Raw genomic sequence first — 20469 nt, 5'->3', positions numbered from 1 at the left:
TCCATCTTTTAATGCTTGCTTGTTCATCTAATAGACAAACCTGGTGATATTATATGCTCATCCCATCCCACTCATACTTAATGAAAAAATTGCAGCGGATCGGTAGGGTTTCCATTGACACGAACCTCAAAATGCAAGTGATCTCCGGTACTCCAGCCTGTACTGCCGACGTAGCCGATAACTTCACCAGCCTTTACCTTATCTCCTACAGAAACTCCAATTCGGGATTGATGTCCATATAGTGAAGTGTATCCTCCTCCGTGGTCGATAATAACTGCATTACCATAAGCCCCGTACAAACCGGCCATAATAACTACGCCAGAACCTGCTGCTAAAATTGCAGTCCCTCCTGGAGCTGGAATATCGGTCCCCGTATGCATACTCTTTTGTTGGGTTATTGGATGAATCCGCCAACCGTACGGATCACTAATTTCATAATATCCCGGTAAAGGATAAGTACTAATCGTACCCAAAACCTTTCCCGCCGAAGCAGCGGTCAATTTTCGGATTTTCTCAGCAATTGCATTTGAGTCCGCTGCTAAGCGCGCATTTTGCTCAGATAAATCGTCTTGCGCTTTTTTATTTTGAGCTAAAGCAGCCTGATATTGTTGATTCTTTCCATCCAAATCAGCCTTGGCCTTAGCAGCCTGAGTTTGAAGCTGAGATGCTTGATCGCGGCGTGCTTGTAATTCTTTCGTCTTTTGTTCCACTTGATCTTTTTGAGTCTTTATTTCAGCTAGTATTTGCTGGTCATTTCCAACCAGCTTTGAAAAATATTCGAGACGGCTGATAAAATCGCCTAAATCTGTCGACTGAAAAAGAATTTCTAAATAGCTTAATTGACCTTCTTCGTAAATTCCTCGAACTCGTTTCTTCAGAACTTCACGTCGAGCCTCAAGTTCCTTAATTCGCTCGTCCAGATCTCTTTGTGAATTCATAACATCCGTCTGCGCTTTGTTATATGATGCTTGGGTGAGGCTCAAAGTTGTTTGGGCAGTAGTGATTTGTTTGGATAAATCTTGGATTTGTGCTTTGAGTTTATCCTCAGAAAAAGTCAGTTGGTTTAACTTTCCCTGGATCTGGCTCTGTTCCTGCTTTAAATCTTGTTGCTGCTGAATCGTGTCACCGAGTTCTCCAGCTCGGAGCGGCATAACTGAACTTCCGAGAAATACAGCCGTTAAAATAAGGGACATTGCCCATTGTTTCTGCATTTTTTCCCCCCTTCTCTCCACTTGATGGCAATGAAGAGATGGCCAACCTGCCCCCTGTGGGCATTGTTAGCCATCAAATAAAGTATCATTAACTATATTTTGAATATCACACTCTTAAGAACTTGCGAAGTGAAATCGCACTCCCCATGGCTCCAATGGCCATCCCGACAAATAGAAGTGCACTCAGTATTTGGTTTATTAAGTAGGTATCTTGGACAATCGGCATAAAAGTTAAAGTTGAGCTAATATATCCTGCAAGCCAATGATAACCCAAGCCAACAAGGAAAATAGCTAATATCCCTCCAATAAAACCAAGAAACATTCCTTCAATTAAAAACGGCCAACGGATAAAGCTATTGCTTGCACCTACAAGCTTCATGATTTGTATTTCCCGTCTTCTTGAGAAAACATTCATTTTAATATTAAGTGAAATCAAAACGAGTGAAGCAACTGCAAAAGCTAAAACAATCCCAATCCCAATCCAGCGCAGCCAGCGCGTAAAGCTCAAAAGCTTGTCAACAACACCTTGACCATAGCGGACTTTATCTACCCCTTTAAGCCCTTGAATCTGGTCAGCAATCGTCTTAACTTGCTGTGGGTCAGTGGTTTTCACCGTAAGTTTATCAGGGAAAGGATTGGTTCCGCCAAGGTCTGAAACTAAATTACCTGAGCCCATTGATTGTGAAAAGTCTTTCAGCGCCTGTTCTTTAGATACTAACTCAACTCCCGCAACCCCATCCATACCTTCAATCTGTTTTTGCAAGGTTTGGACTTCGGCTTGACTTAATTTATCTTGAGTAAAGACAGCGATCTCCAGTTGGGATTCAAAATCTTTGGCCATATTATTCGCATTCACCAGGAAAAATGCGGATGCCCCTAATATCACTAATGAAACCATAACGGTTAATATCGAGGCAAGACTCAACCAAACATTACGGCGTATCGATTTAAAAACAACATTTAAAATATATTTAAGGGAGTTAATCGACATACCCATATCCTCCCCGTTGATCATCTCGAACAATTTTTCCATCTTCAATAGCCACAACACGTTTTTGCATTTGGTCAACGATATCCCGAGCGTGAGTTGCCATGACTACAGTAGTACCCCGTTTATTGATGTTATAAAGCAAATCCATGATTCCCCACGCCGTATCCGGATCCAGATTGCCTGTAGGCTCATCGGCTACAAGTAAAGCCGGGTTATTTACAATCGCCCTGGCAACTGAAACCCGTTGCTGCTCCCCGCCGGAAAGTTCATTGGGAAAAACATTTTCCTTCGAAGCAAGACCTACTAAATCCAAGGCTGATCTTGTCCGATTTTTGACTTCGTTTTTGCCTACGCCGATAACTTCCAAGGCAAAGGAAATGTTTTCAAAAACGGTTTTGCTTGGCAATAATCGAAAATCCTGAAAAACAACTCCAATATTTCTCCGAAGATGAGGAACCTCACGTTCCTTCATGCGCAGCAGATTTTTTCCATTGATCAAAACTTGTCCGCGAGTCGGAACTTCCTCCCGAAAGAGTAACCGAATCAAGGTTGACTTTCCGGCTCCGCTTGGCCCAACTAAGAAAACAAATTCTCCATTATCAATCTTTAGATTAATATCGACAAGGGCCCTGGCACCGTTTGAATAAATCTTAGATACATTCGTAAATTGGATCATTTTAGCCCTTTCCTCCTAATATTTCTGTGTCAGCTCCCTTTTTTTCCCCTAACCTATAATTCAATTCGACATAAGGGATAGATTTCCTTTTAGAATAGGCAAAGAAAACCCTGAATCTATTGTCACAGATTCAGGGCAAGATAACAAAGGATATATTTTCCAAATTACTTTTTCTTGAGAACTTGAGCGACTGCCTCACGAATGTCTTTTGAAGTTAACCCGTATTTTTCTAAAAGCTCGTAGGGGCGTCCGGATTCGCCAAAGCTGTCTTTAATTCCTACTCGAACCATAGGAGTCGGTGCATTTTCTGCGAGCACTTCAGCAACAGCACTTCCTAATCCGCCGATAATCGTATGTTCCTCTGCTGTTACAACAGCACCGGTTGCTTTTGCCAGCCGCAAAATCGTTTCTTCATCAAGCGGTTTAATTGACGCTGCATTAACAACTGCAGCGTTAATCCCTTCTCCAGCCAGTTCTTCCGCCGCTTCCAAAGCTGCAGCCACCATAACTCCATTGGCAAAAATAACAACATCTGAACCTTCACGAAGGACATTTGCTTTTCCGATTTCAAACGTATAATTCTCATCGAAAAGCAAGGGCACATCAAGGCGTCCCATGCGGATATAAACAGGTCCCTTATGGTGAGCTGCCGCATAGATAGCCTGCCGTGTCTCTTCTCCATCAGCCGGAACAAGGACCGTCATATTAGGCAGAGCACGCATAATCGCAACATCTTCAATTGCTTGGTGAGAACCCCCGTCTTCGCCAACAGTAACGCCGGAATGGGTCGCCGCTATTTTAACATTCAATTTCGGATAGGCAATAGAGTTGCGAATTTGTTCAAACGCCCGACCTGTTGCAAATACCGCAAAGGTACTTGCAAAGGGAATTTTCCCCGCTGCTGCAAGTCCTGCCGCTGTTCCCATCATATTTGCTTCAGCAATTCCCATATTAAAAAACCGTTCAGGATAGTGTTTAGCAAAGTTCGCAGTTTTCGTAGACCTTGACAAATCCGCATCTAAAGCGACGATATCTGAGTTCTCTGCTCCTAAGGCCACTAAAGCTTTACCATAGGCCTCCCGTGTTGCTTGCCTAGCCAAGATGTGATGCCTCCTCTCTTAATTCACTCAATGCCTGTTCACCCTGTTCAGCACTGGGTGCATTTCCATGCCAGCCGACCTGGTTTTCCATAAAAGAAACGCCTTTACCCTTGATCGTCTTCGCCAGCAAAAGAGTTGGTTTTCCTTTGGTTGCTTTTGCTTCCTCAAAGGCAGCTAATAAACTTTCAATATCATGTCCATCCACTTCAATGACATGCCAACCAAAAGCCTTCCATTTATCCAGAAGAGGGCTTGTCGACATAACCTGCTCCGTTGGGCCATCGATTTGTAAGCCATTATTATCGAGGATGGCTGTAACATTATCCAATTTATAATGAGCTGCAGCCATTGCGGCTTCCCAGATCTGTCCTTCACCCATCTCGCCGTCGCCCATCAATACGTAGACACGATAATCCTTTTTATTCAACTTACCCGCTAAAGCCATTCCATTGGCTGCAGATAAGCCTTGCCCTAAAGAACCTGTGGACATATCGACTCCAGGAATACGTTTCATGTCAGGATGCCCTTGGAGCATACGCCCAGTATGTCTTAATCCTAATAGTTCTTCCTTAGGGAAAAATCCCTTTTCCGCTAAGGCTGCATAAAGAACAGGGGCAGCATGGCCTTTCGATAAAACAAAACGATCGCGATCGGCCCATTGCGGATCTTCGGCTTTAACCTTCATCTCATGAAAATATAAAGCAGCCACAATATCCGTTGCCGATAAGCTTCCCCCTGGATGGCCCGACTTTGCAGAAACGAGCATCGTAATGATATCCTGACGAATTTGGTTCGCCTTACGCTTTAAATCAAGGACCGACACAGTAAAATTCCTCCTAAACCGCATTTAATGCTTTGTCATTTCCTTTATTGTTTTATGTATAGTTTGAACTCATTAATCTTCCTTGATTAATGAGTTCTTAAATCATGCTTTTAGATTAGTGCAGATTTATTGAACATTTTTGGTTTTCTGCAGGTAAGCCGCGATAAAATCATCGATCTCGCCGTCCATGACCGCCAAAACATTCGCCGTCTCGACATTCGTCCGATGGTCTTTAACCATATTGTACGGATGAAAGACATAGGAGCGAATTTGGCTGCCCCAGGCAATTTCTTGCTGCTCACCGCGAATTTCCGAAATTTCCTCTTCCTGCTGCCGACGCTTTAGTTCTAAAAGTTTTGCATGCAGAACACGCATTGCATAGGCTCGATTTTGGATTTGAGACCGTTCACTTTGACATGCAACTACGATTCCTGTGGGTATATGCGTAATGCGAATAGCTGAACTTGTTTTATTAACGTGTTGTCCACCTGCTCCGCTGGAACGGTACGTGTCTACTCTCAAATCATCCGGATCAATTTTAATTTCGGAATCATCCTCATCCACTTCAGGAATAACGTCAACTGAAGCGAAAGAGGTATGCCTGCGTCCAGAAGCGTCAAACGGCGAAATCCGTACGAGCCGGTGAACACCTTTCTCTGACTTAGAATAGCCATAAGCATTCTCGCCCGCAATTGAAATCGTTACGCTCTTGATTCCTGCCTCATCACCTGGCAGCAAATCCATCGTTTCGACTTTATAACCGCGTCGTTCGGCCCAACGGATATACATCCTGTAAAGCATCGAAACCCAATCTTGCGCCTCAGTTCCGCCTGCCCCCGCATGAAGCGTTAAAATCGCATTATTGCGGTCATACTGTCCGCTTAACAGAATTTCCAGTTCTAACTTTTCAAATTTGGCCTGCAGAGCTTTAACTCCCTCTTCAACTTCCGGTTCAAGAGAATCATCTTCCTCCTCCATCGCCAGTTCGTAAAGTGCAGTTAAATCATCCAATTCAACCCGAAGATCATCATACGTTTTTACTTTTCCTTGTTGAAAAGAAAGCTCTTGCATAAATTTCTGAGCGGAATTGGGATCATCCCAAAAATCCGGACGGCCCAGTTCCTGCTCTAAAATACTAATCTTATCCTTGCGCTGAGCGACGTCAAAGAGAAACCCTCAAATCTGCTAAGCGCATTTCTAAACCTTCTAGCTCTCTTTTCCAGTCAGCTACTAACACTTATTTCATCCCTTTCAAAACTTTTTTCAAAAATCCCTTAAACAGGCTAAGGAGATAGGTAAAGACTTTAAAACGAGCAATAATCAAACTTGATGAAAACGCAACATGCATACGCAGGACGGAACATACGATGTGTTCCGCCGCCAACAGAGTCAGGAGACGATTTTGGCGGGAATCCTGCCTCTTAAAACAGGTGTTTGAATCCTAGTTTGATCGGCGAGCGCATCTTGTCTGAACCTATTCCTTAACCGTTTATTCATTTGCCCCATGGCAATTCTTATATTTCTTCCCGCTTCCGCACGGACAAGGATCGTTACGGCCGATCTTCGGGCCCTCATTGTGCACCGGGCGTGCTGCTTCCTCTTCATCACGATTCGTACGCACATGCTGAGGCTCTTCCTGCACTTGTTCCGTAACTTGAGGTGCAACTCTCATCATATAGCGAACAATGTCTTCTTGGATAGAATCGATCATTCCTTGGAACATATCATACGCTTCATGTTTGTACTCGACGAGCGGATTTTTTTGGCCATAGGCACGCAGTCCGATTCCTTCTCGCATCATATCCATGGCATCCAAGTGATCCATCCACTTGCTGTCTACAACCTGCAGCATCACAGCCCGTTCGATTTCACGCATCAGCTCAGAACCAAAGGCCTGCTCTCTAGCTTCATACATAGCTACTGATTGATCGAGTAACAGCTCAACAACCTCTTCCTTGTTCAAGTTGGCAACTTGATCCGCAGTTATATTGTGGTTAGGAATGAGGTTATTATTCACATACTCTAAAAAGCTCCCTAATTCCCACTCTTCGGGATACGGGCTTTGCCCGCTGAACATCTCTACAATATCTGTGACGACCTTTTGGATCATCTCCATAATATTATCGCGAAGATTTTCACCCATGAGTACCATACGGCGCTGTGCATAAATAACTTCCCGCTGCTGATTCATGACATCGTCATAATCAAGGACATTTTTCCGAATATCAAAGTTACGGCTTTCAACACGGCGTTGTGCAGTTTCGATAGAACGGGTAATCATTTTCGAAGTAATTGGAACGCTGTCATCCATTCCCAGCTTATCCATGATGCTCATGATATTTTCTGCACCAAAAAGACGCATTAAATCGTCCTCTAAGGAAATAAAGAACTGGGAAGAACCCGGATCTCCCTGACGTCCGGCACGTCCGCGCAGCTGATTATCAATCCGGCGCGACTCATGACGTTCCGTACCTATAATATGCAGTCCGCCTAATTCAGATACACCTTCACCCAGAATAATATCTGTACCACGGCCGGCCATATTTGTCGCAATCGTTACTGTACCTTTTTGTCCGGCTCCGGCAACGATTTCAGCTTCTTTTTCATGATATTTAGCATTCAATACCTGATGAGGAATACCCCGCCGATCGAGCATAGCACTCAAACGTTCCGATTTCTCAACAGAAACTGTACCAACCAAGATAGGCTGTCCTTTAGCATAGCGCTGAACGATCTCCTCAACGGCAGCCTCAAACTTGCCTTGCTCCGTACGATAAACGACATCCGGGATGTCTTCACGTATTGCCGGTTTATTGGTCGGAATTTCTACAACATCGAGGTTATAAATCTTTTTAAATTCCGGCTCTTCAGTCATAGCGGTACCTGTCATGCCTGCCAGTTTTTCATACATCCGGAAATAGTTCTGGAAGGTAATCGTTGCTAGAGTTTGTGATTCCTTTTCAATTTTAACTCCCTCTTTGGCTTCAATGGCCTGGTGAAGTCCCTCGCTATAGCGGCGGCCAAACATCAGTCGACCTGTAAATTCATCAACGATGATAACCTCGCCGTCTTTAACGACATAATCACGGTCCCGTTTGAATAAGGCATGTGCTTTCAAGGCTTGGTTTACATGATGCGCAAGCTCATTATGAACATCATCATAAAGATTCTCTACCCCAAGCATTGTTTCGACCCTGCTGACACCATTTTCAGTTAAGGTTACAACCCGATCTTTTTCATTGACATTATAATCTTCTTCCACTTTCAGCCGCGGAATGACCATAGCAACCCGATAATAAAGCTCAGTAGGCTTGTCCGCCTCACCGGAAATAATCAAAGGTGTTCTCGCTTCATCGATCAAGATAGAGTCAACTTCGTCCACAATCGCAAAATTCAAATCCCGCTGAACAAGTCCTTCTGGGCGTGTGACCATGTTATCCCGCAAATAGTCAAAACCGAATTCATTATTTGTACCATAGGTGATATCTGAAGCATAGCTTTCCCGGCGCTGTTCATAGTTCAAGCCGTGAACAATAAGACCTACGGATAAACCGAGGAATCTATGAATTTGACCCATCCATTCACTGTCACGACGGGCTAAGTAATCATTCACCGTAATAATATGGACGCCTTGGCCTGTAAGAGCATTCAGGTAGGATGGAAGAGTTGCGACAAGGGTTTTACCTTCCCCAGTACGCATCTCAGCAATTCTGCCGTCATGAAGTACCATACCGCCAATTAATTGTACATCATAGTGCCGCTGCCCAATCACTCGGCGCGAAGCTTCGCGGACAACCGCAAAAGCCTCAGGCAGTATATTATCAATACTTTCTCCATTTTCTAAGCGCTGTTTAAATTCTTCTGTCTTACCCCGCAGTTGTTCATCACTTAAAGCTTGCATCTCGGGTTCGAGAGCATTGATTACTTGAACACGTTTTTGATATCTTTTTACTTCACGTGCATTATCGTCCAGAAAATTCTTCAAAAACCCCATTTAATTGATCCACCTTTCCAATCATCCGAGCGTATCATCTCATTTTAGCATTACCCTACTTTTGGTGCAACATTGATAAAGAAAACTATTGTGGAAGATTTAAGCAATAAATAAGGCCTGCACAAGGCAGGTCTTATAACTTATACATATTAAGTTATTTGTAAAATATCAAGTTTCAGGTTCAAGTAAACCGTAATCACCATTATGACGACGGTAAACGACATTAACGGTATGACCGTCTGAATTTGTAAATACGAAAAAGTTATGTCCGACTAAATTCATCTGCATAATCGCTTCATCCACAGACATGGGTTTAAGCGTAAACTTTTTATTCCGGACTACCTTTTCTTCATCATCGTCTGGGGTTACAGGCTGTGCGGGTTCATGATCCTTAAGCACCTTCGTGCGCATCCGTTTATTAATACGGGTACGATATTTATCGATTTGGCGTTCCAATTTTTCGATGACCAAATCAATGGAAGCATACATATCTGTGCTTTCTTCTTCCCCACGAAGGATAATTCCGTGAATAGGGGCTGTAACTTCTACCCGATGACGGCCTTCCTCTACCAATAAAGTCACTTTCACGTCCATAAACTCATCTGAGTATTTTTCAAGTTTACCGACCCTTTTTAAAACATACTCTCTCAGGGCATCCGTCACTTCGATATGTTTGCCGCGAATCATGATGTTCATCGTTTGAACCCCCTTTTAATCAACTTGATTATAATATTCCCTATTTTCCGTAAAAATCCTGCCGGTTAAGAAGTTTTATTCTTAATTTTCTAAGATGAAAAAAAGAGAATCGTTGCAAATTATTTAAACAATTCTCTTTTTTATACGTCATTAAACCTTTGTAGGTCTTATTTCATCAAAATTTTAGGGTAAATTGCATCTCTTTATTTATGGGATATTTACATTGGATGCTTGCTCTCCGCGCGGCCCCTGAACAACATCAAATTGAACCCCTTGACCTTCTTCCAAGGTACGGAATCCTTCACCCAGTATAGATGAAAAGTGGACAAATACATCCTGACCATTTTCACCTTCAATAAATCCGTACCCTTTTTGTTTACTAAACCATTTGACTTTACCTAACACAAAAACTACCTCCTTGATTTGGCCGTTTGGAGGTTTTCCAAAGAAAACACAGTCCTGAAAGCCTTTACCTTTTCAGGATAACCAAAAAGCTCCTATTATAAACGCGTTAATTCTTTAATTGCGATTAACTCCTTGATACAAATATAACCCCTAAAACAATGAGTATTGTACCCATAACACGAGATAATGTGAAATGCTCCTTAAAGAAAAAATAGGAAACGATTAAAATAAAAAGATAACCAATGCTTACAAAAGGATAAGCATAACTCAATTCAGTCTTAGTCAGAACTTTAACCCATATAATAAAACTTAATCCATAGAGCAATAATCCGGACATTACGGGAATGTTCTTCATAATTGCGATAAGGCTGGGCCACAAATTTGTCCACGTAAAGCTAAGCTCGAGATGTTGAGCTCCTATTTTAACCAATATTTGTCCGATTGCCCCTAATAAAACAGAAACAATGATTAAGAGTAACATACTTAAGCTCCTTCATAATGCTATTTAATTCTAAGATTCAAGTTATCTTCGGCGATTGAATGAGCATATCCCGAACCAATGAACTTCCTTTTATGGCAAAATAAATAATGACAAAATTCAAAGGGAATGCATAACGAGCCTGACCTTCAGTAATAAAGTAAATTCCTGTAAACATCCAAAAAACTAAAAGCAGAAATAGTTCTTCGCGATTTAAATAATGTTGTTTAAAACTTCTAAATTGAAACTTTGTTAGGTAATAAAAACTAAAACCGCATATCGAACCAAATCCTATCCAATAAAATGGTATTCGAATCAAATCAACCCCAATGCCTAATAACGTTCGCACCCATAAGGGGAGTTGACTGCCATTAAAACTATTCTTAATATCCGCTAATCCCAAATAAGTATTTCCTATACGTTTTAGCCCTAAGACCATAAAATCAACCGGGTGATGAATGATCCACTGTTTAGCAGCCTGGCTGAGCATTTTGTTTTTTTCAGTAGCATTGGCAAGAATATATTCCGGACGGTTAACCACTGTATTTTCTACCTCAGTTGCCGGCATCCAACTCCCGTTTCTATTTTGAGAGTTGTTATTAATATAGAGAACAATTCCTCCGTTATTTGATATATAGGTAAATTCCCCCATCATCAGATAATTGCGAAATAGCCATGGTGTAATAACAAGTATACACATCCCTAGAATAATTCCACTATTTTTCAAGGCCGAACGCCATTTCCGTTCAACGAGCAGCTCCATCAATAAAACAACCCCAAAAAAAGCAGGAAAAAAAGGTTTAATTAAACTATTTATTCCTGTTATCACCCCAATTAAAAAATATCTATATTTTATCTTGCTAAAATATAGATTGATGCACAGTAACAACAGCGTTGTAAACAGTATCTCATTAGCAATAATGCCGTTATAGTAAATATTAACCGGAAAAAGTACGAAACTAATCCATGCCGCCATCTGCAGCCTTTTCACTTTGACCAAAATGTAAAGGAGCCTGAAAGCCAACAGATTCATAATTAAACTTAAACATAAATTAACAAATTTAGAAATAAACAGGGAGTAACCAAAAGCACGGTAAAATATAGATAAAAAAATCGGATAACCAACAGATGTATATGTATCACCCCATACTCCGCCGGAAGCAATTTGCTGAGCAAGTTCATGATAATATAAGAAATCTGAAAAAGGCCGTGTCGGTACCCCTATTATCCATATTAAACCGGTTAAAAACCCTAAAATCAGCCCCATTTTTTTTAAATGTGCTGATGCAAAATCACCTATCACCGTTTCTATTAACCTCTCATCCCTTAACGTATAATATGAAAATTGTTTATCTTAATATCCATATTACACTGCTTAACCAAAGGAAAACGGCTCCAATGATATGATAATCCTTCGAAACAAGCGTCGAAGGATCTCCGCCTTTTCCGGTATGGACAAGATATAAATAACGAAATATACCATAAATCACAAAAGGAACAGTATAAATCAGCTTATCGGTTTTATGCATCGCAATTGTAGATGGATCAAGGGTATATAAGCTGTAAGTTATTATAACACCGCCAGCTGTTATACCTGTAAACTGATTAAGTATATCAATACTATACTGACCTAAAACCGGACGGCTCGACACTTCTCCCCCGGACTCGCTAAGTTCAGCCCAGCGTTTGCCGAATCCCAGAAATAACGTAAGCATCAAGCTGCATAACAACATCCAGCGGGAAGGAGCAATCCCGATTCCCCATGTACCCGCTAAGATGCGCAAAATGAAACCGAAAGCAATTATAAATACATCAACGATTACTACTTTTTTCAATATCTTCGAATAGGCAATATTTTGCCCCAAATATAGCAGAAGCAGGAGCAGAATTAATGGAGATACTATCACTCCAATTGAGAAACCAAGCACTGCACATAGCAAAAATAATAATCGAGCTTGACCTTGTGTTACCTTTCCGGAAGCAATCGGGCGAAAACGCTTTGTTGGATGCATTTTGTCATTTTCCCGATCCAAAAGATCGTTTAATACATATACAGCGCTTGAAACCAAGCAAAACGCAACGGCTGTCAAAAATACCTGAGTAAGCAGGTACGAATCAAGCCAACTTCCGGAGAAAAGTATCCCTAAAAATACAAATAAATTTTTAATCCATTGGTTGGGACGTAATAGAAGCCACATATCCTTAATACAATTAGAATTTGCGGCCTCTAAAGCTTCAACCTGATTATGGATATTTAAGAGCTTATTCACTTGATATTCACTACCTTATAAGCGTTAGGTAACGTTAGCAATAATGACAATGCTTTTTGTTACTTTTAATCCAATATTGGCAACTACGCTTATATTCTACAGAAAATACCAATTTCCTTCCTGAGAACGCCAACAATCCCGGATTTTATATCAAGGCTTTATCCAAAAGCATCTGGTTTATATGCTGGCCATTTAGGCATCGCTTGCTTGCAGGCGATACCTAAAGAATTTTACTCAGGAAAGATTTCGTCCGTGAATTCTGAGGATTGCCGAAGACAGAATTAGGTTCTCCCTCTTCCATGATAATCCCTTCATCCATAAAAATAACCCGGTCACCCACTTCACGAGCAAAACCCATTTCATGGGTAACAACCACCATGGTCATTCCTTCACGTGCTAAATCCTTCATAACTGCGAGAACTTCGCCGACCATTTCCGGGTCAAGAGCTGAAGTGGGTTCATCAAACAGCATAATTTTAGGTTTCATGGCTAATGCCCGAGCAATCGCTACACGCTGCTGCTGCCCCCCAGAAAGCCGGTCAGGGTATTCGTCAGCCTTATCTGCCAGGCCCACTTTTCTTAGAAGCTCCGAGGCTGCTTCTTCCGCTTCCTTCTTATTCGTCTTGCGTACGACCGAAGGTGCAAGCACAATATTTTGTAAAGCAGTCATATGCGGGAAAAGATTAAAGCGTTGAAACACCATTCCGACCTCTCGACGAATCGCATTGACATTTGTTTCTGAGTTCAGCGGGATACCATCAATTGTAATTTCACCGCTTGTGGGCTCTTCCAACTTGTTTAAGCATCTTAGAAAAGTACTCTTTCCCGAACCGCTCGGACCAATAACGACAACTACTTCTTTTTCTTTAATATGGCAGTCGATGCCTTTCAGAACTTCAAGCTTGCCAAAGGACTTATGCAAATTCTTAACGAAGATCACTCTTGCCCAACCTCCTTTCCGTATAACTGACCAAACGGGAAAGGACCAAAGTCATGACAAGGTAAATCAAAGCGACTTCAATATAAATCGGGAAAGGCTGAAAGGTTCTTCCTACAATAATTTTCCCGGAATACATCAGATCTTCCAAAGCAATTAAGGCAACGAGGGAAGAGTCTTTAAGCAAAGCAATGAACTCATTGCCCAGCGGGGGAATAACACGTTTAAACGCTTGCGGCAAAATGATATAGCGCATAGCCTGACCTTGCGTCATTCCTAAAGAACGAGCTGCCTCGGATTGTCCGCGATCAATCGATTGAATCCCCGCCCGAAAAATCTCGGCAATATAGGCTCCTGAATTCAGCCCCATCGCTAAAGTCGCAGCGATATATTGATAATTTTCAGGAGGAGTAAACCCAAAAATCTGCGGAAACCCAAAGTAGGCGAGGAAAATTTGGACAAGAAGCGGTGTTCCCCTTAGAAAATCGATATAAGAAATTGCAATTCCCTTAAGAACCTTATTATCGGACAGCCTCATTAAGGCCATCACCAATCCAATCACAATCCCAATGGCTACAGCCCCGGCTGTAAGCTCTACGGTAATCTGAGCACCCTTAAGCAAGGGGCCTAAACTCGGTATCATAATATCCCAACGGATCGATCCCACGAAAATCCTCCTCTCAAGATTCGGGAGACTAATAATAAGTCGAACATGTGTAACAAACAAAAAAGCGTGTCAATTCTTTGGACATTATACATTTTCATGAACTATTATTCAATACACATCAAAACTAAACTCAATATATTCTTTTTAAATAAGCTTCTTTAAGTATTGATAATCCTGCAGGGCTTGTAAATCTATACAATACTTGGTTAACCGATTAAAGGCAAAAAAAATACCCGGTAAAACCGGGTACTTTCGTAAAATTAAAGTTTTGGAGCCTCCATGTTGAACCATTTTTGATAAAGCTTATTGTAGTCTCCGTTATCCATAAGTTTCTTCAAGGAAGCATTGATCTTATCGCCTAAATCCTTGTTGTCTAATTTTACAGCAATTCCGTAATATTCTTTAGCAAAATTACCTTGAATCGTTATAATCTTCTTATCTGGATTTTGTTTAATGAAATAAGCAACAACAGGAGAATCAATAACAGCGGCATCAATTCCGCCATTGATCAGGTCATTCAGAGCATCAGGCGCGGTATCATACTTTTTAGGAGTCATTCCCATTTTTTCTACAACTTCTTGACCTGTTGTTCCCATTTGAACTCCGACTCTCTTTCCTTTGAGGTCAGCTTCGGATTTAATCGTGGAACCTTGTTTTACGGCGATATTCTGAGTTGCTTGGAAATATTTGTCCGAGAATCTAACCGTTTTTGCACGTTCTTCAGTAATTGTCATTGCGGAAATAACCGCGTCATATTTTCCGGAATTTAAAGCAGGAATTAAACCGTCAAATGTTCCTGTTTCAAATTTTACTTCATAGCCCAAATCTTTTCCAACTGCGTTCATCAGATCAATATCGAAACCTTCCGGCTGCTGTTGGGCATTCATATATTCCATTGGAGCATAAGCAATGTCGGAACCTACTTTAAGTACCTTTGCACCTGTATTCTGTGCCGGAGCATTTGGAGTTTGAGCTGCCCCACAACCTGATAGGCCAAGCAAACTCATCACGACTAGGCTGGCCACGCCTACTTTGAAAAACTTTTTCATTTTCAATATTCCCCTTTCAATTTTAAATCTTAAACTTTTATGATTCCGTTTCAACTTTATGTCGTAATTATACAAAGCACTGTAACTTCATGCAACACGAACATGGAAAAAACATCAATAAAAATGATAAAAAATAAAATAAAAGGCATTGGCTTAAGCCAATGCCTTAATATGATACGGCGTATATTACCAATTAGCGAGCTACACGATGGTTTTGGTAGCACTCACGGCAATAAACGGGACGATCAGATGTCGGTTGAAATGGTACTTGTGTTTCTACCCCGCACTCTGCGCAAACAACGGTGTACATTTCGCGTTGACGAGGTTCAGAATTGTTACGGGCAGCTTTACGAGAATTGCGGCACTCACGGCAGCGTTGTGGTTCGTTTTCGAATCCTTTTTCTGCATAAAATTCTTGCTCACCGGCAGTGAAAATAAAAGTAGCTCCACAGTCCTTGCAAACGAGTTCTTTGTCTTGAAACGCCATGAAAAAAATCCCCTTACCTTAAAGAATGTAACAGACTCACGCCTATCCAAAGTCTATTATAGCATCTATTTGCCTATGTAAACAATATTTTTTTAATTCGCTCATTTTTTAAGATTTTTATCCATTCCGGCAGCCAGTGTTAGCGCGTATACTTTCTCGGCTTCCTGCCTCCTTAAGATATCCGCACACGCCTCCAGAGTTGCTCCTGTAGTTACCACATCATCGATCAACCAAATGCGTCTCCCCTTAATCCCCCATTTTAATCCCTCTGGAGATAACGCAAATGCGCCCTGTAAATTATGCAAGCGTTCATATCGGTTTAGCCCAACTTGTGGTGTTGTGGGAGTCCTTCTCTCTAATCCCTCGACCAGCGGAATGCCTAACTCCCAATGGAGTAGTGAGGCAAGGACCGCAGCTTGGTTAAATCCTCTTTCTGCTATCCGTTCGGCATGCATAGGTACAGGCATAAGAGCATCCGGCGGCGGCAATATATGAATAACCCAGTCTGCAAGCGGGCGGCCGATTTTTTCGAGAAGATAGGGCTGGGATTTAAACTTTATCGTTTGAATAAAATCTCTCCATCCCCCCGTATAGTGACCCCATGCTGCTACCTGATCCAGTCCCTTTGGCCCTCGTTCCTTACTACAATCAGTACAAAGGGTTTTTTGCTTGGACATCAATTTCCCACAATGCCTGCACCGACCCAGTTCTGGATGAAAAAACTCGTCATCACAGCTAGGGCAGATTGGGCCATTGGCTCTGCTGCATAAGCAGCAACTCTCTGCCTTTTCATAAAGGAGTGATTGTCCAAGCTCTTTAAGGGTTTGCCATGGCGCTTTTAGGTTATGCACAGGAACTCTCCCCCTTGCAGAATACAATCAATGAGTAAAATTCCCAAAACATCAGTAGATTTGATAAGCTCAGATTGAATATCTTCTCGCTTATCTAGTCAGGGTCAAGAAGACCCTGTTCCAAAGCTATGCGGTTCTGTTCCTGAATCCAGGCAATTGCTTTTTCAATCTCAGGAGTCTTTTGTTGGGCTAGAAACAAAGCCTTGCCTTTTGGATTCTCTTGGGTTCGCCCCACTCTTCCCGCCATTTGAACAAGTCCCCGCTCATCAAAAACCTCGTGATCAGCTTCGAGGACAATAACCTGAACATTAGGAACAGTTACACCTCGTTCCAGAATTGATGTACTGACAAAGACCGGATATATGCCTTTTCTCAGCTTTTCTATTTTCACTCTGCGTTCTTGGTCTGAGCTATAGCTGCCTTCAATTTTCCATTCAGGAAATGAAATCCTCAATATCTTAACATAGAGGGCAACCCAAGATATTTTAGGAACAAAAACAAGGACAGGGCCTAATTGGGAAAGACACTTTATCCATTGTGCGAGCTCGGAGTGATCTGCGGTTGGTTCCCGACTTCCAGTGAAATATTTTATCCATTCCGGTACGGGCAAAGGATGACGGTGATGGCGCGCAGGCAAACGAACAAGCTTCATTCCACCATTTTGAACCTTTGTTTGCTGCTCTGATGAGGGTGTTGCCGTAAGATAAATGATTTTTCCTTCTGGCTTTAGCGATTGCTTTAAGCCCCACTCTAAAGCCGAATTCCCGTGGTAAGGGAAAGCATCGACTTCATCCATAAAGATCAAATCAAAGGTCTGATAAAATCGCAAAACCTGATGGGTTGTAGCCAGTACTAACGAAGCCGGCGCAAAGTGTTCTGTACTCGCTCCCGTCAATACACTTACCCTTAATCCCGGAAAATCTTGCTCTAAGCGGGGCGCCACGTCAAGAACAACATCCTGGCGAGGTGCTGCAAAAAGCACCTTGAATCCCCTTTTTAAGGCCCAAGCCGCTGCAGGAAAACACACCTCAGTCTTTCCTGCACCGCAGGCAGCCCATAGCAAGAGATCTTTACCTGTCTCACTAGAAACGAAGTTAAGGATTTCTAGGCTTGCTCTTTTCTGGGCCTTGCTTAATTCCCAATGGGGAGAAAAACTCACGGGATTTGAATCCGCAGGTGAAAAAGCGGGATGCCCACTTTTATCAAAAACTCGTAAAAGAGCCTGCAAGGAGCTTAGTGCTCCTAATGCAGTGCATGAAGGGCAGGTTCCCGCTAAACCGTAAATACTCGGCCACTCCTTTATTTCTTTTTCCCCGCAGCGCATACAGCGCCATCCTCGACCCTCCTTTTTAATTGCGGGTATCCACTCAGCCCGACCCTTCCGAACTTCTTCATGACAATAGCGCATTATTTCGTCGATACTTGACCCTGCTTCATTAGCTAACCGCTGTAAATCTCCTTCTGAAAGCTGACGGCCGTGCATATGATCACCCAGGTTAGGGGAGTCGCAGCTAACCCCTTCTGAATATTCCGAAGTATCGCCTTCGTTTCGTATGTTAACCCATCGCCACTCCATAGTATTGAGCCTTGCATTTGAATAAAGAAATTTAATAATTTCTTTTTTCCCATTCTTGAGCTGCCCTGACTCCAGTTTTTTAAGCAAGGCCTGTGCGAAGGCAAACGGCAAACCCGGAATTAAAATCTCAGCATTTTCAGAGGGCTTATCCACCCTAAGGGTTGGAGAAAGATAAAGTATTCCCGCATCCGTTTTGTAAATGTAAAATAAAATCCAAATTCCTCCTAAACTTTAGTCAAACATAATTTAGTCAAGCTCTAAATTACTGTTTATTCTTATTTGGGGTAAATTTCGTACCGAGTTTCCCTTCGGTATAACCTATATGCCAAGATATCGTTTTGGACTCTGCAGAATACCATACCCGATACATATATGAACTTAGACCTCTTTCAACCGTAAAAGTAGTTCTGTAGATCATTTCATCGTCCCAATTATTGATAAAACCTTTTGTTAAAACCGCATTTGCTAAAGGCATCTGAAAATGTATTGGATCATCCATGGATACTTCTGCATAGAATAAAAGCTGATTTCTGTGCAAAGCATGGTTTGACCAGCCATTGATAAAAAATTCAACTCGATGTTCCTGATAGTTTGGTTTTGCTGCAATATGCCAAGGCGTATATCCGCCATTCCAGGTATACCACGGTGTGTTGCAGCGTTGTCTTTTACTCCAATTCATCCCGTCTCTAGACATGTAGAGATGAATCAGCGAATAGCCATTGGTCGTCCACATATACCATTCGTTTTTACTTTTTCTCCAAATCGCCGGGGATAACGCTAATCCTTCCCCATCCAATCCTCTTTCCTCCAGACATAATTCCTTAAGCCCAAATTTTAAATCGGGTTCAATTTTTATCCGCCATATTCGATCATAATAATTGAGAAGACATTCCCGCCAATACAGGTTTAAAGAACGGGTATCCGGGTCATAGAGCAATTCGGGATCTGAATTATAGTTTCTATATTTTGAGGTGAGGATATGATTTGGGGTATTTTCCAGGGGATTCGTAATTCCCGGGGGAACAACCCAAGTCTGCCCGTCATTACTGGCCGCAAGCGATGGATTCTCATAGTTTGAATTTCCTTTAGGGTATGGTGTAAAGGCCATCCAATATCGGAATCCATTCCACTGATCCAGATTGTATTCCGTCTTGAAATCGATCACACTGGGATGAGTACCCTCCCCTGAGCCTTCATATGTCGGAATAGAAAGGTAATTAGGAGCATTCGCTAATAGAGATGTTGGCGTTACAGCAAAAATTCTTCCTTTACCTGACTGGGCAATTAAACTTCTTGTTTCAGGTCGGCTTAGACCGCTTACTTGATGAATCTGCCGAATACTAAAGCCCATTTTAAGAAGTTTTTCGCCGGAGGCGGGAATGCCTATACTTCCCATCACAACATTTTCAACTTTATTCCAAGCAACTTTTGAAGAAATCGTATCTGCATCTTTTTGGGGAGCTGCATAAAGAAGAGGTTTAGTATAAAAAAACAGGTCGGATAGCATTAAATATAAAGCTATTATGATAAATAAAATTTTTTTCAGCGAGATACACCTCCTGAATATAAATTTAGGGCTTAACTACCGAGACCTTTTAAAATTCTTTTCTCGATCGTGTAAACCCTGAACTTAAGAAAGTGTATTTTGTTCTTTATAATAATAATATGCGTAAAAACAAATTAACTGTTATGTTCCTCTAAACTTTTATTTCGCATCTTTATCTGGATAATCCTGCTATTTGTACAAAATAAATACTGCTTATTTTTTCTCTTTTACGTTCTATCCTAAAAATCTTAATATTTTCTTAAAATCTTCTTCCTTCAAATGGGGCATTCTATGAAATGTTCCAGTTAATATTAATCCCTATTACAAGGAGGAGTGTAAATGTTAAGGAAATTTGCAGTAAGTTTACTGACTTTGGCTTTTCTGACCTTAAGTGCCGGAACAGCTTTAGCTGCTCCAGATTCTGCGAAACTTGATGAGCTTAAAGCCTTAAATCAGCAAATGTTTACGCTGAAGAAGCAAATGGTGGACAAGCAAGCGGAAGCAGGACTTCTGGATAAAGAAAAGGCTGCCCAAATTAAAACCTTCATCGAAAAACGTCAAAAGCAGATGGAGGAAGACTTCGCTAAGGGAGAATACACTGGCCTTGGTAAAAAGCATGGCCACGGATGTAAAAAAGAAGGCCAATATGAGTCTAAAGACCTTCCCCAAACAAATCCTTCTCCAAGTAACTCTTAATTTTTAAAAAACAAGA

General features: G+C 41.7%; 20 protein-coding genes. 1 reads left to right on the top strand and 19 read right to left on the bottom strand.

What is annotated here, in order from left to right; genetic code table 11:
- Window positions 1-77: 77 nt before the first annotated feature.
- From ACHOLT_RS04365 to ACHOLT_RS04275, 19 genes are all read right to left on the bottom strand, one after another.
- The gene (locus ACHOLT_RS04365) at window positions 78-1211 is read right to left on the bottom strand and encodes a murein hydrolase activator EnvC family protein (RefSeq protein WP_425806025.1); all 1134 of its coding nucleotides are present in this window, start codon (window positions 1209-1211) and stop codon (window positions 78-80) included.
- A 106-nt stretch (window positions 1212-1317) separates the two neighbouring features.
- Window positions 1318-2202: a permease-like cell division protein FtsX gene (gene ftsX / locus ACHOLT_RS04360; RefSeq protein WP_425806024.1), complete on the bottom strand. Its 885-nt coding sequence runs from the start codon at window positions 2200-2202 to the stop codon at window positions 1318-1320.
- Window positions 2192-2878 carry a cell division ATP-binding protein FtsE gene (ftsE, locus tag ACHOLT_RS04355; protein WP_425806022.1) on the bottom strand — a complete coding sequence of 229 codons (687 nt, stop codon included), beginning with the start codon at window positions 2876-2878 and terminating at the stop codon, window positions 2192-2194. Before ftsE ends, ftsX begins: the two co-directional genes overlap by 11 nt.
- 164 nt (window positions 2879-3042) lie before the next feature.
- The gene (locus ACHOLT_RS04350; RefSeq protein WP_425806021.1) at window positions 3043-3978 is read right to left on the bottom strand and encodes a transketolase family protein; all 936 of its coding nucleotides are present in this window, start codon (window positions 3976-3978) and stop codon (window positions 3043-3045) included.
- On the bottom strand, window positions 3971-4825 hold the full coding sequence (locus ACHOLT_RS04345; protein ID WP_425806019.1) for a transketolase: 855 nt from the start codon (window positions 4823-4825) through the stop codon (window positions 3971-3973). Before ACHOLT_RS04345 ends, ACHOLT_RS04350 begins: the two co-directional genes overlap by 8 nt.
- 102 nt (window positions 4826-4927) lie before the next feature.
- A protein-coding gene (gene prfB / locus ACHOLT_RS04340) for a peptide chain release factor 2 (RefSeq protein WP_425807881.1) occupies window positions 4928-5996 on the bottom strand; the annotation gives its coding sequence in 2 pieces (ribosomal slippage) (window positions 4928-5965 and window positions 5967-5996; 1068 coding nt in all).
- A gap of 294 nt (window positions 5997-6290) precedes the next feature.
- Entirely contained in the window at window positions 6291-8795 is a 2505-nt protein-coding gene (gene secA / locus ACHOLT_RS04335) for a preprotein translocase subunit SecA (protein ID WP_425806017.1), read from the bottom strand.
- A 168-nt stretch (window positions 8796-8963) separates the two neighbouring features.
- Window positions 8964-9491, bottom strand: coding sequence for a ribosome hibernation-promoting factor, HPF/YfiA family (gene hpf, locus ACHOLT_RS04330; protein ID WP_425806016.1), 528 nt, complete (start codon window positions 9489-9491; stop codon window positions 8964-8966).
- Window positions 9492-9698: 207 nt separating this feature from the next.
- The gene (locus ACHOLT_RS04325; RefSeq protein ID WP_425806015.1) at window positions 9699-9896 is read right to left on the bottom strand and encodes a cold-shock protein; all 198 of its coding nucleotides are present in this window, start codon (window positions 9894-9896) and stop codon (window positions 9699-9701) included.
- Between the two features lie 124 nt (window positions 9897-10020).
- Window positions 10021-10377, bottom strand: a complete 357-nt coding sequence (locus tag ACHOLT_RS04320) for an SMR family transporter (protein ID WP_425806013.1) — start codon at window positions 10375-10377, stop codon at window positions 10021-10023.
- A 37-nt stretch (window positions 10378-10414) separates the two neighbouring features.
- Complete coding sequence (locus tag ACHOLT_RS04315) at window positions 10415-11641, bottom strand: ArnT family glycosyltransferase (RefSeq protein WP_425806011.1); 1227 nt, start codon at window positions 11639-11641, stop codon at window positions 10415-10417.
- 82 nt (window positions 11642-11723) lie between these two features.
- Window positions 11724-12644, bottom strand: a complete 921-nt coding sequence (locus ACHOLT_RS04310; protein WP_425806009.1) for a decaprenyl-phosphate phosphoribosyltransferase — start codon at window positions 12642-12644, stop codon at window positions 11724-11726.
- Between the two features lie 220 nt (window positions 12645-12864).
- Window positions 12865-13584, bottom strand: a complete 720-nt coding sequence (locus tag ACHOLT_RS04305) for an amino acid ABC transporter ATP-binding protein (protein ID WP_425806008.1) — start codon at window positions 13582-13584, stop codon at window positions 12865-12867.
- On the bottom strand, window positions 13571-14224 hold the full coding sequence (locus ACHOLT_RS04300; RefSeq protein ID WP_425807879.1) for an amino acid ABC transporter permease: 654 nt from the start codon (window positions 14222-14224) through the stop codon (window positions 13571-13573). Before ACHOLT_RS04300 ends, ACHOLT_RS04305 begins: the two co-directional genes overlap by 14 nt.
- 284 nt (window positions 14225-14508) lie before the next feature.
- The gene (locus ACHOLT_RS04295) at window positions 14509-15297 is read right to left on the bottom strand and encodes a basic amino acid ABC transporter substrate-binding protein (protein ID WP_425806006.1); all 789 of its coding nucleotides are present in this window, start codon (window positions 15295-15297) and stop codon (window positions 14509-14511) included.
- Window positions 15298-15490: 193 nt separating this feature from the next.
- Window positions 15491-15784: a zinc-ribbon domain containing protein gene (locus tag ACHOLT_RS04290; protein ID WP_425806005.1), complete on the bottom strand. Its 294-nt coding sequence runs from the start codon at window positions 15782-15784 to the stop codon at window positions 15491-15493.
- 101 nt (window positions 15785-15885) lie between these two features.
- Window positions 15886-16635, bottom strand: a complete 750-nt coding sequence (locus ACHOLT_RS04285; RefSeq protein WP_425806004.1) for a ComF family protein — start codon at window positions 16633-16635, stop codon at window positions 15886-15888.
- Window positions 16636-16729: 94 nt separating this feature from the next.
- A complete protein-coding gene (locus tag ACHOLT_RS04280; RefSeq protein ID WP_425806003.1) occupies window positions 16730-18364 on the bottom strand; it encodes a helicase-related protein in 1635 nt (544 codons plus the stop codon).
- 109 nt (window positions 18365-18473) lie between these two features.
- Window positions 18474-19718, bottom strand: coding sequence for a hypothetical protein (locus ACHOLT_RS04275; protein WP_425806002.1), 1245 nt, complete (start codon window positions 19716-19718; stop codon window positions 18474-18476).
- A gap of 378 nt (window positions 19719-20096) precedes the next feature.
- Here ACHOLT_RS04275 and ACHOLT_RS04270 point away from each other — a divergent pair, with 378 nt between their 5' ends.
- Complete coding sequence (locus ACHOLT_RS04270) at window positions 20097-20453, top strand: DUF2680 domain-containing protein (RefSeq protein WP_425806000.1); 357 nt, start codon at window positions 20097-20099, stop codon at window positions 20451-20453.
- The last annotated feature ends 16 nt before the right edge of the window (window positions 20454-20469 follow it).

This window comes from Desulfitobacterium nosdiversum, from assembly GCF_049860565.1.
GTDB lineage: Bacteria > Bacillota > Desulfitobacteriia > Desulfitobacteriales > Desulfitobacteriaceae > Desulfitobacterium_A > Desulfitobacterium_A nosdiversum.
Note: the sequence above shows the minus strand (reverse complement) of the source record. Positions and strands in the feature narration are given on the sequence as shown.